The organism is Pseudomonas sp. NFACC16-2, from assembly GCF_900119205.1.
In the GTDB taxonomy this organism is placed as follows: Bacteria; Pseudomonadota; Gammaproteobacteria; order Pseudomonadales; family Pseudomonadaceae; genus Aquipseudomonas; species Aquipseudomonas fluorescens_Q.
Genome location: NZ_FPIX01000015.1, coordinates 87,370 through 104,251 on the forward strand (window position 1 = coordinate 87,370; position 16,882 = coordinate 104,251).

The 16,882-nt window shown below is 62.3% G+C and carries 12 protein-coding genes; 2 read left to right on the plus strand and 10 right to left on the minus strand.

Annotation, left to right across the window (positions count from 1 at the left end; translation table 11 throughout):
- Positions 1-12: 12 nt before the first annotated feature.
- The 4 genes from BT116_RS14870 to hutC all read right to left on the minus strand — a co-directional run bounded on the left by BT116_RS14870 (position 13) and on the right by hutC (position 5,008).
- The gene (locus BT116_RS14870; RefSeq protein ID WP_072345101.1) at positions 13-1,479 is read right to left on the minus strand and encodes a purine-cytosine permease family protein; all 1,467 of its coding nucleotides are present in this window, start codon (positions 1,477-1,479) and stop codon (positions 13-15) included.
- A gap of 89 nt (positions 1,480-1,568) precedes the next feature.
- On the minus strand, positions 1,569-3,257 hold the full coding sequence (gene hutU / locus BT116_RS14875; RefSeq protein ID WP_072345103.1) for a urocanate hydratase: 1,689 nt from the start codon (positions 3,255-3,257) through the stop codon (positions 1,569-1,571).
- 474 nt (positions 3,258-3,731) lie between these two features.
- A complete protein-coding gene (locus BT116_RS14880; protein WP_072345105.1) occupies positions 3,732-4,301 on the minus strand; it encodes a HutD/Ves family protein in 570 nt (189 codons plus the stop codon).
- Positions 4,298-5,008 (minus strand): histidine utilization repressor, encoded by a 711-nt coding sequence (gene hutC, locus BT116_RS14885; RefSeq protein ID WP_170845945.1) that lies wholly within the window; start codon positions 5,006-5,008, stop codon positions 4,298-4,300. The genes BT116_RS14880 and hutC overlap by 4 nt, the downstream gene beginning before the upstream one ends.
- 143 nt (positions 5,009-5,151) lie before the next feature.
- On the opposite strand from hutC, the gene BT116_RS14890 reads away from it, so the two are divergent.
- Positions 5,152-6,516, plus strand: coding sequence for a formimidoylglutamate deiminase (locus BT116_RS14890; RefSeq protein WP_072345107.1), 1,365 nt, complete (start codon positions 5,152-5,154; stop codon positions 6,514-6,516).
- Positions 6,517-6,637: 121 nt separating this feature from the next.
- Here the strand turns inward: BT116_RS14890 and BT116_RS14895 are convergent, their stop codons facing one another.
- A complete protein-coding gene (locus BT116_RS14895) occupies positions 6,638-7,207 on the minus strand; it encodes a lipocalin family protein (RefSeq protein WP_072345109.1) in 570 nt (189 codons plus the stop codon).
- Between the two features lie 189 nt (positions 7,208-7,396).
- Entirely contained in the window at positions 7,397-7,651 is a 255-nt protein-coding gene (locus tag BT116_RS14900) for a hypothetical protein (RefSeq protein ID WP_003196877.1), read from the minus strand.
- Between the two features lie 283 nt (positions 7,652-7,934).
- Between BT116_RS14900 and BT116_RS14905 the strand changes: the two genes are divergently transcribed.
- Positions 7,935-9,827, plus strand: a complete 1,893-nt coding sequence (locus tag BT116_RS14905; RefSeq protein ID WP_218189675.1) for a methyl-accepting chemotaxis protein — start codon at positions 7,935-7,937, stop codon at positions 9,825-9,827.
- Between the two features lie 113 nt (positions 9,828-9,940).
- On the opposite strand, the gene BT116_RS14910 is transcribed toward BT116_RS14905, so the two are convergent.
- The 4 genes from BT116_RS14910 to BT116_RS14925 form a co-directional block, all read right to left on the minus strand.
- Positions 9,941-10,537 (minus strand): DUF924 family protein, encoded by a 597-nt coding sequence (locus BT116_RS14910; protein ID WP_072345113.1) that lies wholly within the window; start codon positions 10,535-10,537, stop codon positions 9,941-9,943.
- Positions 10,538-10,540: 3 nt separating this feature from the next.
- Entirely contained in the window at positions 10,541-11,551 is a 1,011-nt protein-coding gene (locus BT116_RS14915) for a class 1 fructose-bisphosphatase (RefSeq protein ID WP_063323348.1), read from the minus strand.
- Between the two features lie 231 nt (positions 11,552-11,782).
- Entirely contained in the window at positions 11,783-13,159 is a 1,377-nt protein-coding gene (locus tag BT116_RS14920) for a DUF3999 domain-containing protein (protein ID WP_072345115.1), read from the minus strand.
- Complete coding sequence (locus tag BT116_RS14925; protein WP_072345117.1) at positions 13,156-16,779, minus strand: DUF2339 domain-containing protein; 3,624 nt, start codon at positions 16,777-16,779, stop codon at positions 13,156-13,158. Before BT116_RS14925 ends, BT116_RS14920 begins: the two co-directional genes overlap by 4 nt.
- Positions 16,780-16,882 lie beyond the last annotated feature (103 nt).

Below are 16,882 nucleotides of genomic sequence, written 5' to 3' on the forward strand. Positions count from 1 at the left end.
GTCAACGTCCCATCAGACCGCTTGGATGCGGCCCGCCCTGCTCGGTTGTGCGTCAACCGCGTCCTGCTCGAGCGGCAGGATCAATTGATCGGGTACTGCGCTGTGCCACTTCTTGGCGGCGACGTAATACTGCGCCGCCGGAACCACCAGACCGATGATCCAGGAAATATCCACACCGCCCATGGCTTCCACCAGCGGACCGGTATAGAACTTGGTGGCGATAAACGGCAGTTGAACCAGTACGCCGAAGACATAGACGCTGATGCCCAAGGCGTTCCAACGACCGTAGCGGCCATTCGGATCGGCCAGTGCCGGCACGTCATAGCGCTCGCGAGTGATGCAGTAGTAGTCCACCAGGTTGATCGCGCTCCAGGGCGTGAAGAACGCCAGCAGGAACAGGATGAAAGACTTGAACGCACCGAGGAACGAGTGCTGGCCCAGTAGCGCGATCAGCGTCGCAGCGCCGACGATGACCAGCACGAAGACCAGACGCTGCAGGCGCGTGACGTTCAGGTGACCACGAAAACCGCTGATGATGGTCGCGATGCACATGAAGCTGCCGTAGGAGTTCAGCGTGGAAATGGTGACCTTGCCGAACGCGATGCTGAAGTACAGCAGCGCAGCCGTGGCGCCGGTCCCCCCGAGGCCCACGATGTAGGCCACTTCGTGACCGGCGAACTGCCCATTGGCCGAGGCCGCGGCAAACACGCCGAGGATCATCGCCACCTGCGCGCCGATGACTGAACCTGCGCCTGCGGCAAAAAAGGTTTTCACCGAGGAAGTTTGGCTCGGCAGGTAACGCGAGTAGTCCGCCACATAGGGGCCGAAAGCGATCTGCCAGGAGGCCGCGAGCGACACCGCCAGCAGGAAGCTGCTCCAGCTGAAATGGCGGATTTGCAGCAGCGCGCCAACGTCCGTCTGGCTGATCAGACGAGCGAACAGGTAGACAAAGGCAATCACACCAATGACGCTGGCGACCCGGCCAATGAAGTGAATCACCCGATAACCGAGCACCGTGACCAGCACGATGACGCTGGCAAAAATGAGGATACCGGCACTGTCGCTGACGCTGAACAACTGCCCCAGCGCCTGGCCGGAAAGCACGGTTCCCGTTGCGGTGAAACCCAGGTACATCAGGCACACCAGCACGATCGGGATGGCCGCGCCATACACACCGAACTGCACACGGCTGGAGATCATCTGCGGCAGGCCAAGCTTGGGCCCTTGCGCGGCATGCAAGGCCATGACGCCACCGCCGAGCACTTGGCCGATCAGCAAACCGATCAACGACCAGAACACATCACCGCCAAGCACCACCGCCAAGGCACCGGTGACAATGGCAGTGATTTGCAGGTTGGCCCCCATCCAGAGGGTGAACTGGCTCAACAATCGGCCGTGTCGCTCCGTTTCCGGGATGTAGTCGATCGAACGTTTTTCGATCAACGGCTTGCGGCTTGCGCGTGTGCTACTGACAGCCATGGTTCAACCTCTGTGGATTGTTCTGGAATTCATTTGCGCCGCTGCTTCCCTGTTGGAGCGAGCTTGCTCGCTCCAACAGGGGCCGGGGGTTACTTGCCAGTGATCATCGGCAAGTTCAGCCCCTGCTCTTTCGCGCAATCGATCGCGATCTGGTAACCGGCATCGGCATGACGCATCACACCCGTAGCCGGGTCGTTGTGCAGCACGCGGGCAATGCGCTCGGCCGCTTCGTCGGTACCGTCACAGACAATCACCATGCCCGAGTGCTGGGAGAAGCCCATGCCGACGCCGCCACCGTGATGCAGCGACACCCAGGTCGCGCCGCTGGCGGTGTTGAGCAAGGCGTTGAGCAGTGGCCAGTCGGAAACGGCGTCGGAGCCGTCCTGCATGGATTCGGTTTCACGGTTGGGGCTGGCCACGGAACCGGAGTCCAGATGGTCGCGACCGATGACAATCGGTGCCGACAATTCGCCGCTGCGCACCATCTCGTTGAACGCCAGGCCCAGCTTGGCGCGCTGGCCCAGGCCGACCCAGCAGATCCGCGCCGGCAAACCCTGGAAGCTGATGCGCTCGCGGGCCATGTCCAGCCAGTTGTGCAGGTGGGCGTCGTCGGGGATCAGTTCCTTGACCTTGGCGTCGGTCTTGTAGATGTCCTGCGGATCACCCGACAGCGCAGCCCAGCGGAACGGACCGATACCGCGGCAGAACAGCGGACGGATATAGGCCGGTACGAAACCAGGGAAGTCGAAGGCATTTTCGACGCCCTCTTCCTGGGCCATCTGGCGGATGTTGTTGCCGTAGTCGAAGGTCGGCACGCCCATTTTCTGAAAGGCCAGCATGGCTTTGACGTGGACGGCCATCGATTGCTTGGCGGCCTTCACCACGGCGGCGGGCTCGGTCTTGGCGCGGGCACGGTACTCGTCCCAGGTCCAGCCGGCCGGCAGGTAGCCGTTGAGCGGGTCGTGGGCGCTGGTCTGGTCGGTGACCATGTCCGGACGCACACCACGACGGACCATTTCCGGCAGGATCTCGGCAGCGTTCCCGCACAGGGCGATGGAAATCGCCTTGCCTTCGGCGGTGTATTTCTCGATGCGCGCCAGGGCGTCGTCGAGGTCGGTGGCTTGCTCGTCGACATAGCGGGTTTTCAGGCGGAAATCGATGCTCACCTGCTGGCACTCGATGTTCAGCGAGCACGCACCGGCCAGGGTCGCGGCCAAGGGTTGCGCACCGCCCATGCCGCCCAGGCCGGCGGTCAGGACCCAGCGACCCTTGAGGTTGGAGTCGTAGTGCTGGCGACCAGCCTCGACGAAAGTTTCGTAGGTACCCTGCACGATGCCCTGGCTGCCGATGTAGATCCAGCTGCCGGCGGTCATCTGGCCGTACATGGCCAGGCCCTTGGCGTCGAGTTCGTTGAAGTGCTCCCAACTGGCCCAATGCGGCACCAGGTTGGAGTTGGCGATCAATACGCGGGGGGCGTTGCTATGGGTCTTGAACACGCCCACCGGCTTGCCGGATTGCACCAGCAGGGTTTCGTCGTCGTTCAGGTGGGTCAGGCTTTCGACGATCTTGTCGTAACACTCCCAGTTACGCGCCGCACGGCCGATGCCACCGTAGACCACCAGTTCCTTGGGGTTCTCGGCCACCTCCGGGTCGAGGTTGTTCATCAGCATGCGCAGCGGCGCTTCAGTCAGCCAGCTCTTGGCGGTCAGCGTGTTACCGCGAGGGGCACGGATTTCAACGTCACGGTATTTTTCAGGTTTGCGGGTAGCGTCGGTCACAGCAAAAACTCCTCAGCGATCAATCCAGACCAGCCCGGGCAGTGGGCAGCGATTTAGCGAACGTTGCGTTGAATATCAGTGACTCATACGCATACGTCTTTACTTGTATGTACAAGCATATGCAATCAAGCGGCCAACTTGTTGGAGGTGGTGTTCAGAAACGCTTGGGAATTGGCTGAAAGCCTTGTGATTTCAGGGCTGCTGAGCGGCATGAAATTTTTAAGAGGGTTTTCGAGGGGAAAATCGGAGGTTCACAGAAGCATGGTGTTGCGCCACGCTGGGGCATTCGGTAACAAATTGGTGCGCAAAGAAGAAACAATGCGTAAGAGCTTTTGTGGCGAGGGGATTTATCCCCGCTGGGCTGCGCAGCAGCCCTATACCCAGACAACTCGGCACATCAGGAAAAAACGCAAGGGGTCGCTCCGCGACCCAGCGGGGATAAATCCCCTCGCCACACAGTGAGTGAAGCCGATTTCAGTGGGGCGTCAGCTCAATCACGCAGCATTGACCGCGAGTGGAGACATCCACCAACCCGGTGTTACCGCTCAGTTGCAAACAGTCGTAGAGGCCCAAGTCCACAGCGGACTCACCAATCTTGATAGCCAGTCCCGGGGCGGCACTGAACACCAGCAGCGTTTCCGCGTCACTGAAAAACCGCTGCTGGCCGCCCAACCACTGCAACCGCGCCCGGTAACGTTGCGGCGCGTAGATCAGGTTGAAGTCACGAATCGGTCCGCCCAGCAGCGTACAAAACACATGGCTCTCGCCGCTGAATGCAAAAGGGTCCAGCGGATGCAGAGGTCGCGTGGCCTGGCCATCGACGTTCAGCGTCATGCCGCTCCCCTGCAAGACACTGATGACCCGCTCGTAACCGGCGAAGGTGGAGAAACCGCCCGACTCACCGATGTCGGCAATCGACAGCCGCCAGCCGAAACCTTCCAGGCCGGTGCCGGCATCGCGAGTGATTTCTTCGGTGCTGCCGCCACCGTTTTTCCACGGCATGCGTGGGTAGTCTGTCGCGCGTAAAACCTTCAAATGGCTCATTTATGAAAGCGCCCTTCCAGACTGTGACGGGAACCCGGATGGATCAGGCGCGCAGCGGTCACCGGCTGGCGCCCGGACCAGGTACGGCGGCGGATCAATAGACACGGCTCGCCCCTTTCGATCTGCAACAGCTTGCATTCACTCGGCTCGGCCAGGATCGCCTCGACCACATGCTCGCCCTCGGTCAGCGGCGCGACCTGGTTCAGATAGGCGTAGGGCGTTTGCACGGTGAAGTCCTGCTTGAGGTAGTCCGGCGCCACCAACGCATTGACGAAACGGTCCTCGATTTGCACGGGGATGTCGTTCTCGAAATGCACGATCAGCGAATGGAACACTTTCTGGCCTTCGCGCATATCCAGGGCCAGTGCCCGCTCGGAACCGGCCGCCTCCTCTTCCAGGGTGATGACCTTGCAGGTGTGGCGATGACCGCGGGAGGCGATTTCGTCGGCGATGTTATGCACTTCGAACAACGCGGACTGGCTCTTGGGCTCGGCCACGAAGGTGCCGACGCCCTGCATGCGCACCAACAGGCCGTCGGCGGTCATTTCCCGCAGCGCACGGTTGATGGTCATGCGACTGAAGCCCAGTTGGCTGACCAGTTCGCTTTCCGACGGCACGCGGTAATGCGGCGGCCAGTTTCCACTGTCGATCTGCTGGGTGATCATCTGTTTGACGCGGGCGTACAGGGGTGCCGGACTGTCACCCATGTTTGCGGCCAGCGGCGGTTTGGCAGGCGGAGTCGACACGGCGGTTCCTTGTTCTGCGGATAAGAATGCTAGCTTGCCGGAGTTTACCGGCCAGGCAAACGTCTGTATATGTATATACAAATTACGCACGATGAGGTTGAACCATGTCCGCCTTCTTTGCCGAACGCGCGCTGCTGCCTAGTGGATGGGCCCATGATGTACGTCTTGAGGTCGATGCCGAAGGCGTCCTGACCCATATCCAGGCCGGTTCCCACGCAGACGGCGCCGAACGGCTGGGCGGCCCGCTGTTGCCGGGTATGCCGAACCTGCACTCCCATGCCTTCCAACGGGCCATGGCCGGGCTGGCGGAAGTGGCGGGCAATCCCAACGACAGTTTCTGGACATGGCGCGACTTGATGTACCGCCTCGTCGGAAAAATCAGTCCCGACCAACTCGGCATCATTGCCCGCCAGCTGTACATCGAAATGCTCAAGGCCGGCTACACCTCAGTCGCCGAATTCCACTATGTGCACCACGACACCGATGGCGCGCCCTACGCCGACCCGGCGGAGCTGGCCCTGCGCATCAGCCACGCCGCCAGCGCTGCTGGCATCGGCCTGACGCTGCTGCCGGTGCTTTACAGCCACTCGGGGTTTGGTGGCCAGGCGCCCAATGACGGGCAGCGCCGGTTCATCAACAGCACCGAAAACTACTTGAAGCTTCAGTCGCGCTTGCAGCCGATCCTGACCGGGCAGCCGTCCCAGGCGCTGGGTCTGTGCTTCCACTCGCTGCGTGCCGTGACGCCCGGGCAGATCCAGGATGTGCTGGCCGCCAGTGACCGCGAGTGCCCGGTGCACATTCATATTGCCGAGCAGCAGAAGGAAGTCGACGACTGTCTGAACTGGAGCGGCGCCCGTCCGCTGCAATGGCTGTACGAAAACACCGAAGTCGACCAGCGCTGGTGCCTGGTCCACGCTACCCACGCCAACGCCCAGGAAGTCAGCCTCATGGCCAGGAGCCGGGCGATTGCCGGCCTGTGCCTGACCACCGAAGCCAACCTGGGGGACGGGATTTTCCCCGCCGTGGATTTCCTCGCCCAGGGCGGGCGCCTGGGAATCGGCTCTGACAGTCATGTATCGCTGAGCGTGGTCGAAGAATTGCGCTGGCTGGAATATGGCCAGCGCCTGCGGGATCAGCGGCGCAACCGCTTGTATCGGGCGGATCAGCCGATGGTCGGTCGCACCTTGTTCGATGCGGCGCTGGAAGGCGGCGCCCAGGCCCTGGGGCAACCGGTCGGTGCCCTAGACATCGGCAAGCGCGCCGACTGGCTGGTGCTCGATGGCAGCGACCCGTATTTGGCCACGGCCCAGGGCGACGCAATCCTCAATCGCTGGCTGTTTGCCGGTGGCGATCGCCAGGTACGCGATGTGATGGTCGGCGGCCGGTGGGTGGTGCGCGATGGGCGGCATGCCGGCGAAGAGCAAAGCGCCCGGGCGTTTACCCAGGTATTGCGCGAACTTTTAGGCTGACGCGGATAAAAAATGTGGGAGCGAGCTTGCTCGCGATGAGGCCTTCACATTCAACCCTGAGGTTGGCTGAAAGTCCGTCATCGCGAGCACGCTCGCTCCCACATTGGCTTTCGGCTGGCAGTTAATCCGAAGTCTTGGCCATCTGCCGATCCGACGCGCGCCAGATCAGTCGGGTCGTGTCATAGCCCTGCTGGCGGGCCTTGCTCAGCAGCTCCTCGCGCACGACGCTATTGACGGTCGGTGTACGGGACAGCAGCCACATGTAGCGGCGGCTTGGGTCGCCGACGATGGCGGTCTTGTAGTCATCGCTGACGTACAACACCCAGTATTGCCCTTTCGCCACGCCCGGCACGATTCGCGAAAACCAGTTGTCGAACTCGACCCAGAGCTTGTCGGTCTTGCCCGGCACCTGCGGCGTGGCGGTGCCCCTGGCTTCTTCCCACTGCCAGTCCGAGGTCAGGCAGCGATTGAGCACGCCCACGTTGCCGTCTGGCTTGAGGGTGTAGTGAGCTTCCGATTGCGCGCAATTGCGCTGGAAATACATGGGCAGGCGGGCCAACTCATACCAGGTGCCTTGGTAGCGCTTGAGATTGACGCTGTTGACCGTCTTGGGTGCCAGCGGATCTTCGCCAGAAGTGGCACAGCCAGCCAAAATCAGGCCAGCCAAAAGCACAAAAACTAACCGCATCATTATTTTTCTCCCGCGGGCACTGTGGCCAGCATGGTTAGTTCGTCAGTTCAAATTCGGATGCCAGAAGCCTCTAGCCAAGGCACTGCGACGAGTCATAGCCCGCTATGGCGAGGAGCAGCAACGCAGGCTAGGGCCTTCTGGCGCCGAAGTTGACTGACAGAACTAACCATACTGGCCACCATCCCCGGTTTACTTCAGGCCTTGGCCGGAAAACATCAACACTTTGTCACCGGCGTACTGCACGCTGATAAAGCTTTTCTGGTCGCCCCAGGTGCAACTGGACATGCCGAGCGCGCCCGAGCAATCGGTCGGTTTCCCCAGTAACGTTTCGACTTCGGACTTGGGCATGCCAGCCGACAGCTTCGAGTAGTTTTCCTGGTTGACCTTGCTGCATGCAGTCAATACGACGCACACAAACAACAAGGCGATAGATCGCAGCGACATGGTGTACTCCTGGAACGGAAGGGGGGTGGCAGGTGCCAACCAGAAGCTTAGAAGAGAAAACCCCTATCTGGTTCCCCGACACCCCCGGTATTTATTAGGTCTGGCCAGGTGTTTCATCGGTGAAACACTCACTTTGTGACAGCGTCGTGCATTTCGTCGGAATTGAGCCGCTACCGGCTGATGGGGCGCTCTGGCACGCCGATAAAAAGAAACGGCGCAAACGAATGCGTTATGGCAAATTGACAGCCCCCTCCTGACCCGTCCCTCCGCGGTAGTGTTATTAATGACCAGAAACATGAAATTCAGCCATAAAATCCTGTTGGCTGCCGCCCTCGTGGTGGCCGTTGCATTCGCCTGTTTCATCCTGTTCAACGACTATCGTCAACGCCAGAGCTTGAACGCCAGCACCGAAACCTCCATGCAGGAACTCGGCAACCTGACCAGCCGCAACATCCAGACGTGGGTCGACGGCCGCATCCAGTTGCTGCAATCGCTGGCCCAGCAGATAGCCGTGGACGGCAGCAGTGCCGACAGCCTCAAGCGCGCCGTGGGCTTGCCGGCGTACACCAGCAATTTCCAGCTCAGTTATTTTGGTGGCACCGACGGCGTGATGTTCTCGGTACCGGCCGGCAATCGCGCTGCCGATTACGACCCGCGCGCCCGTGGCTGGTACAAGGCCGCCAACAGCGCACAGCAAACCATCGTCACTGAACCCTACATCGCCGCCTCGTCGGGCAAGCTGGTGATCACCGTCGCCACCCCGGTGCAGCACCAGAACCAGATGATCGGCGTGGCCGGTGCGGACATCGACCTGTCCAGCGTCAGCGCCATCATCAATTCGCTGAACTTCGGCGGCCACGGCCACGCGTTCATCGTCAGTGCCGACGGCAAGATCCTGATCCACCCCGACAGCAAGCGCGTGCTCAAGACCCTGGCCGAGGCCTACCCTAACGGCGCGCCTCAAATCAGCCCGGGCGTGAAAGAAGTCGACCTCGACGGCAAGACCCAATTCATCTCCTTCACTCACGTCAACGGCGTGCCGGGAGCCGACTGGTACGTGGCGCTGGTGCTCGACAAGGACACCGCGCTGGCGATGCTCAGTGAGTTCCGCACTTCGGCGCTGATCGCCATGGTCATCGCGGTGGTGTTCATCATCGCCCTGCTTGGCATGTTGATCCGCGTGCTGATGCAACCGCTGCTGACCATGGGCCGCGCCATGCACGACATCGCCGAAGGCGAAGGCGACCTGACCCGGCGCCTGGTCATCCACGGCCACGACGAATTCGGCGCGCTGGGGACTTCGTTCAACCGCTTTGTCGAACGCATTCATACCTCTATCCGCGAAGTGGCCTCGGCCACCGGCCAGGTCAACGAAGTCGCCCTGCGCGTGGTCAGCGCGTCCAACTCGTCGATGTTCAACTCCGACCAGCAGGCTTCACGCACCAGCAGCGTGGCCGCGGCCATCAACCAGCTCGGTGCCGCCGCCCAGGAAATCGCCCAGAACGCCGCCCTCGCCTCGCAACATTCCAGCGATGCGCGCAACCTGGCTGAAGATGGCCAGCACGTGGTGGATAAAACCATCGCGGCCATGCAGCAGCTGTCGGCCAAGATCAGCGATTCGTGCGGCAACATCGAAACCTTGAACAGCAACACAGTGAACATCGGCCAGATCCTCGAGGTGATCACCAGCATTTCCCAGCAGACCAACCTGCTCGCCCTCAACGCCGCCATCGAAGCGGCCCGGGCCGGTGAAGCCGGGCGCGGCTTCGCGGTGGTCGCCGATGAAGTGCGCAACCTGGCCCACCGCACCCAGGATTCGGCGCAGCAGGTGCAGAAGATGATCGAAGAACTGCAAGTGGGCGCCCGGGAAGCTGTGCTGACCATGACCGACAGCCAGCGCCAGAGCGAAAGCAGCGTCGGCATCGCCAACCAGGCCGGCGAACGCCTGGGCAGCGTGACCCAGCGTATTGGTGAGATCGACGGCATGAACCAGTCCGTGGCCACCGCCACCGAAGAACAGACCGCCGTGGTGGAGTCGATCAACGTCGACATCACCGAGATCAATACCCTGAACCAGGAAGGCGTGGAAAACCTGCAAGCCACCTTGCGCGCCTGTGCCGATCTTGAGCAGCAGGCGGCGCGGTTGAAACAGTTGGTGGGGAGTTTCCGGATCTAGTGCCTGGACTGGCCCCGTCGCGAGCAAGCTCGCTCCCACATTAATGATTGCGAACGGGGTCAAATGTGGGAGCGAGCTTGCTCGCGATAGCGGCGTCAGCTACACCGAAAGAATCAGAACCTGGACCCAGGCCTGTTCAAAAACTCCATTTCCTCAGCCGTGGACTCGCGTCCCAACACCGCATTGCGATGGGGAAACCGTCCAAACCGCGCAACGATCTTCTGGTGCCGCTCGGCATAATCCAGGTTGTCTTCAAACACCGCCCGCTGCGCCTGCGGTTGCTCTCGCACCAGGTCGATGAAGCGCGACACGGCCTCGTTCTGTACCGCAAGGTTTTCGCAGTGTTCGAGCACGAGGTAGATGAATACGCGCTGGATCGGTTTGAGTTGCCGGTCGAAACCCGCTGCCATGCCCTGGGCCACCAGCGCTTGGGCACGCAGGTCACCGGAGAAGGCCTTGGGGGTGTCGCGAAAGATCATTCGTGGGAGTTGGTCGAGGAGCAGCACCAGGGCCAGCCAGCCTTCCGGGCGTTGCGCCCAGTCGGACAATTCGCCAGCCAGTGCCAGCTCGACCAGATCGCCGAAGCGCTCGTTGGCCTGGCGATCATGACGTTTGCCGAACCACAGCTTGCCTCTGTCAGCCGATATTTCGTCCGGTGTCTTGGCTGAACCAAACCACCAATCGAGCAACGGCTGCCAGGGCTCGGCCATGATTTATTCCTTGTGGTAGGCCGTAACGCGCGCCACTTCTTCCTTCGAACCGAGGAACACGGCCACGCGCTGGTGCAGGCCTTCGGGCTTGATATCAAGGATGCGCTGGTGACCGTCGGTGGAAGCGCCGCCCGCCTGTTCCACCAGGAACGACATCGGGTTGGCTTCGTACATCAGGCGCAGTTTGCCCGGCTTGGACGGCTCGCGGCTGTCGCGCGGGTACATGAACAGACCGCCACGGGTCAGGATACGGTGCACATCGGCCACCATCGCGGCGACCCAGCGCATGTTGTAGTTCTTCTTCAGCGGGCCTTCTTCGCCTGCCAGCAATTCTTCGACGTAGCGTTTTACCGGGGCTTCCCAGTGACGCTGGTTGGACATGTTGATGGCGAATTCCTGGGTGGTTTCAGGAATGGTGATGTCTTCGTGGGTCAACACGAAGCTGCCCATCTCGCGGTCCAGGGTGAAGCCTTTGACGCCGTCGCCCAGGGTCAGCACCAGCATGGTCTGAGGGCCGTAGATGGCATAACCGGCGGCGACCTGTTCGGTGCCTGGTTGCAGGAAGGCCTTTTCATTCAAGGCTTCGTTCTGGCTCAGGTATTCGTTGGGGCAACGCAGTACCGAGAAGATGGTGCCAACCGGTGCGTTGATGTCGATGTTCGACGAACCGTCCAGTGGGTCGAACACCAGCAGGTAGGCACCCTTGGGGTATTTGCCCGGGATCTGGTAGGCATTGTCCATTTCCTCGGACGCCATGCCGGCCAGGTGACCGCCCCATTCGTTGGCTTCGAGCAGGATTTCGTTGGACAGCACGTCGAGCTTCTTCTGCACTTCGCCCTGCACGTTTTCGGTGCCCATGCTGCCCAGGACACCACCCAGCGCGCCTTTGGAGACGGCGTGGCTGATTTCCTTGCACGCACGCGCCACCACTTCGATCAAAAAGCGCAGATCGGCAGGGGTGTTGTTGCTGCGGGTCTGCTCAATCAAATAGCGACTCAAGGTAACGCGGGACATGGACGGCTCCGAAGAATAGGGGACGGAAAAACCAGCGCAGTTTAGCGCGAGTCGGGACTTAATTCCTCCTATGAGACGGGGAATGGCGGATTGAGTTCACGGGGTGGCGGCTCGCTTGTGGATTTTGGGTCGCTGGGAGACCGAATCGCGAGCAAGCTCCCACAGTTTGACCGAGTTGTTTCGACGAACGCGGCCTACTGTGGGAGCGAGCTTGCTCGCGATGAATTCACCTCAACCCTTGACCGGTGGCTTGCGCAGCAAGCTGAACGCCATCGCCGCGAGGAACAGCACGCTGAGCAGCAGCACCGCCCACAAGCCGATTTTCTTCCAGTTGGTCTCGACCGTCGCAGGCGTGGTTGCCGTGGCCGCAACCGGGGTCGACGTGGCCGCGCCGTTCACCGTCGCCGTACCCAGCGTCGCCAGGCGCGACGGTTTGTAATCGGGCACCAGCGTGGTCAAGGGCAAGCTGGCCGCTTTCACTGTCGCGTTGCCCAGGGCCAGGCGGTAAGGCCCTTCGCCGCGCGCCAGGAACACCACCTGGGTCGGACGCACGGCAAAGCGCAGGGCCGGGGCTTCGCTACCCAGGCCACCGCCACGCTCGTCCACGGTCAATTTCAATTGCTGCACGGTCTGGCCGGACAGTTGCAATTGGTTTTGCAGCACATCCTGGCCGTTCTGGGTCAGGCGATACAGCAAGCCACTGCCCAGCGGTTGCCACGGATGGCTGCTTTCACGGCGACCGGCCAGGGTCACCGGCGCCAGGCTGTTGGCCTGGCTCAGCTCGACCTGCACCTGCTCGATGTTCAGCCCCATGGGCAACTGCCAGGTGTATTCACCGGCCTTCGTGGTGCTGCCGGCCAACGGCTGCGACCAGGCCAGCGGCAACGGCAGGCTTTCGCGGCTGGCGCTTTGCAACTGGGCCGCGGTCAGGATCGGCGCGGAAGATGGCGAATCCCACAACAATCGCAGGTAACGCGCCGATTGCCCCGGCAAGCTCACTTCATGCTGCTCGACTCGCTCATCGGCAAAGGTCAAGCGCGCCACCTGGCCTTCACCCCAGGACTGCCAGTGTTGCAAGTCGTCACTGGCTTCGATGGTGAACCGCTGGAAGCCGTCGCGCTCACTGGTCCAGTCGAGGACCAACTGCTGCAACGGCGCCTTGATCGCACTGGCATCCAACAACCAGCCACGCAGCTCCTCCTCCCCAGCTTCGAGCCGGCTGGAGGGTTGGACTTCCACCAAGGTGCCGTTGGCGTTCGATTGCACCCGCACACTGGGCGCGCGTTCATTGTCATCGGCGGCGTTGTACAGCGGGAACCACTTCACGTCGGTGAGGGTGCGGTTTTCCCGGCTCTGGGCCGACTCACGTACCAGGGCGTAGGCCTGGGCCTGGCCGGCCGCGTTGAAGACCCGCAGATCGCTCAGGTCGGTCTGCCGCGCCTGCAACTGCACGTCCAGCGGCAACGGGAAGCGATACCACGGCCCCTCGCCGCTCAAGGCCAACGGCACCTGATGGGCGAAATCCGCCGGTTGCTCCTGGGCCACGGCCGACAATGCAGCCCATAACCCCACCACGCCCAGTCCGATCCGACTCAACTTGCGACTCAAGACGACACTCCCTCATTGACAGGCATAGGCGGCTCATCCTGCGCGACCGTCTCCGGGCGCTTGGGTGGCAGCGGCGCAAAATAGCCCACTACCAGCAGCAACACGCCTACACCGATAAACGAAACAATCCGCGCCAGACCGCCACGGTTACTCAATTCGACAAAGAACAGCTTGGCCACGACCACGGCGATCAACGCAGCACCGATCAGCCACACTTCACGGCGATGGCGCAAATGCCCACCGATCATCAGCCCCAGGGCGATCAGGGTCCAGACAATAGACAACCCGGCCTGCACGAACATGGACTCGAGCAGCGCGTCCAGCTCGTATGGCACCCCCATCCACTGGTGGGCCGTGCGCATCACCAGGGCGGTGAAGAACGCGAACAGCGACACACCGGCGATCAACTGGGCGATGTGCCCGACGCGATTCCAGCCATTCGTCGATTGCTCCACGGCGTTGCGAGCCCACACATAGATACCGAACAAGGCGAACAGCAGGCCCAGCTCCAAGGGGTTGAGCAACGGCACATAAGGCAGTGGCTCTGAGTTGCCATCGCTGAAGGTGTTGGTCAGCCAGAACCAACCGAGCATCAACAGCGCCATCGGCGCCGCCGCGTAGACACGGTACTCGCGCGGTTGGGCCGATGCCGGCCACGGCAATGCACGCGGCGTGGCCATCAGCACCAGGTAAAGGCCTGGCAGGATCGCCCAGGCCAGCCAGCGCCAGGCGTTGTACTGCTCGGACAGCAACAGCAGGCCGTAACGCAACTCCAGCATCAACACCGCCATCAGCAACCAGCAACCGAGCACGTGGGCCGTACTGCGCGCCGGGGCCGGCAGCATCGGCGCCAGGCGCTTGAGCGAGAGGAAGTGCACGGCAAATACCGCCAGCCAGGCCAGCCAGCCGAAATTCGCGGCCGGATGATAGTGGCTGTGCCACGTCGCCACCAGCACGCAGCCCGCCGCCGGAATCAGCAAGGTGCACAGCAGCCCCAGCGCCGGCCATTTCAACCGCCGCGCCAGGACCGTCCATACCACCACGCTGACCGCCGCGACCAGCAGCAGCCAACTGCCTTGCAGGTTCGCCGGGGCAAAGCGCAATACTTCGCTGACCCACGCCAGCGCCCACCAACCGGCGCCCCAGATCAGCAGCAGCTCGGACAGGCGCTGCAAGCTCAAGGCCTTGAGCTCCTGCGCCGCGTGCGCCCGTTGCAGGCGCCATGCGCCCACCAGCGCAGCCAGCCCCAGCACCAGCGGCGTCCAGAAGCCGCTGTGGGCCAGCGGTCGCAGCCCCTCGGCGTTGAGCGGCCCCAACAGTGCTGGCCCCGCCATCAGGAACGCCGCACCGCCGAGCAGTTGCAACAGCAGACCGAAGACAAAGCTCACGCGCTGCTTCAGGTACAGGCTCAGCCAGATGATCAACAGGCCGCTGGCCGCCCACACGCCACTCGCGGTTTGCCAGGGCAGGACGAACAGCACCGCAAGATTGATCAGCACCAGCCCCGCCAACAACACCACCGACAAGCCACGCAGCAACCGGACATCGTTGCGCACCATGTCGTCACGTGCCGCCAGCAGCATGCCGCCAATCAACGCCAGGCCGATCAGCGAGGCGCTGAGCAAACCGCTCCAGCCAGCACTGAACACCGCCGTCGAATCCACTTCGGCGCCTTGCAAGCGCAACAGGAACAGCGCGCCGCCGAGCAATTGCACCCCAAATGCGGTAAACAGGAAGCTGCGCGACTGCAGGCGCAGGCCAACAAACAACGTCGCCAATCCGGCCAGGGCCCAGGCAATGGCGGTGCCGTGGGTGAAGAAGAACAGCGGTGCCAGCAGATAGAGAAAACTCAACCCCAGCACAGCCAGCAAAGGCAGGCCTTGGCGCTCCCAATTGGCGCTGTGTTCAGGCTCAGCCTTATGCAACAGGTAGAAAGTGAACAGCAAGGCACCGCCGAGCATCAACGCGCCCAGCGCAGACCCATCGAGCAGACTGCCGTCGCCGATACGCAATTCGCTGACGAACGCCAGTGCCGAGCCCAATTGCAGCAACAAGGCAAAAGCCCGGGCGAATGGGCGCTGCTGGCGCAGGCCCAGCCAGAAGATCCCCGCGCCCTCCACGGCCCACGCCGCTGCGGTCCAGCGAGCATCGAGCCCCAAAGGGATCGCCAGGCTGGCAAAAATCACCCCCAGGGCCAGGCAGGTTTCCGCCAGCAGCAGGGCGCGACCGCCCATCAATACCCGCGCCAGCCCCATGTAGATCATACCCAGGGCCAGGGCGCTGAACGCAGCGGCGAATTCAAAATGCTGCACCAACGCGAACTGCAAGCCGAAGCCCACCAGCGGCGGGCCGAACAGCATGGTGCCGTCCACGTAATCGCCCTTGCGCGCCGACCAGTGCAACAGCGCGTCGCGGCTGGCGTCTTCGGGAGCATCGCTCATTTCCAGCAACTTGCGCCGGGTGAACAGCAAGCCAATCACCAGGTAGATAAGGAAGAACAGAATCAGGAACGGCTCGGTACTCCAGAGCAGTTCCGGTGTGTAGGAACGCATGCCCCAGGCGAAACCGATACCGAAGGTGCCGACAAAGCCGATCAGGTTGAGCAGACGCCAGGCCTTGAACCAGGCAATCGCGAGGATGCCGGCATTGAGCAGGATGAAATAGCTGAACAGGGCGACGTGGTTGCCACTGCCGGTAGAGGTCAGGATCGGCGCGGCAAACCCGCCCAGCGCCGCAGCCGCGGCCAGGCCCAGGGCGTTCTGGGTAATCGCCAGGATTGCCGAGAACACCGTCACCGCCACCAGCAAGCCCAGAGCCGCCTTGGAGTCGAGCAACGGATGCAGGCGCATGGCCGCGAACACCGTCAGGTACAGCACCGCGATGCCAGTCCCCTGGAGCATAAGCGCATAGTTACTGTTGCGTTGGCGCAACCACCAGCCCAGGCCCAACAGGCCCAACGCACTGGCCGCGACGCCGGCGTAACGCAACTCGATCGGCACCACCATGCCTTCGGTGGCATAGCGCAGCAAAAACGCCAGGCCGAGGAACAACAGCACCACGCCGACCCGCAGTACCGTGTTGCCGCCGAACAGCCAGTTGCGCGCGCCAATCACGGCGCGGTCGAACAGATTCGGGCCACGCGGGGCCGCCGGCTCCGCAATCACTGGTTCCAGAGGCAAAGGGGCAAAATCACGCTCGGCACGTCGACTGGACGTCTCTGGTGCGGGCTTCCAAATGTCATCGGGCAACGGCTGGCTGGCCTGGGTGGCCATCGTGGAAACGGGCTCGAGATCTGGCGGCAACTCCCAGACGAGCTCTGGCTCGGTGTGCGCTTCGGGCTTCGCGGCCTGGGGCACGACAACCTCGGGCGCTGGCGCAGGCTCACTCGATGCGGCAACGGCCCCGCGCTCGAACACTGCCAGGCGTGCCTCCAACGTGAGCAAGCTCTGCTGGGCCTCTTGCAACAAGATCTGTTGCTTGGCCGCCTGGACACCCAGGCGCCCCAATCGAAACGACTGGGCGATGCCAAGCCCCACCAAGGCGCCTATCAGCGCATCGGCGAACGACTCGTCCACCACCCAGCCGAGTGCCAGGCCCAACAGCGTCAAGATCCATTGCATGGTCGATATCCCTAAGCGGCCCGTTGCGGGCATGACCGGGGTGATGCGGTGCCTGGATCAGTCTAGTGGAACCCCCCAAACCCTATGGGAGCGAGCTTGCTCG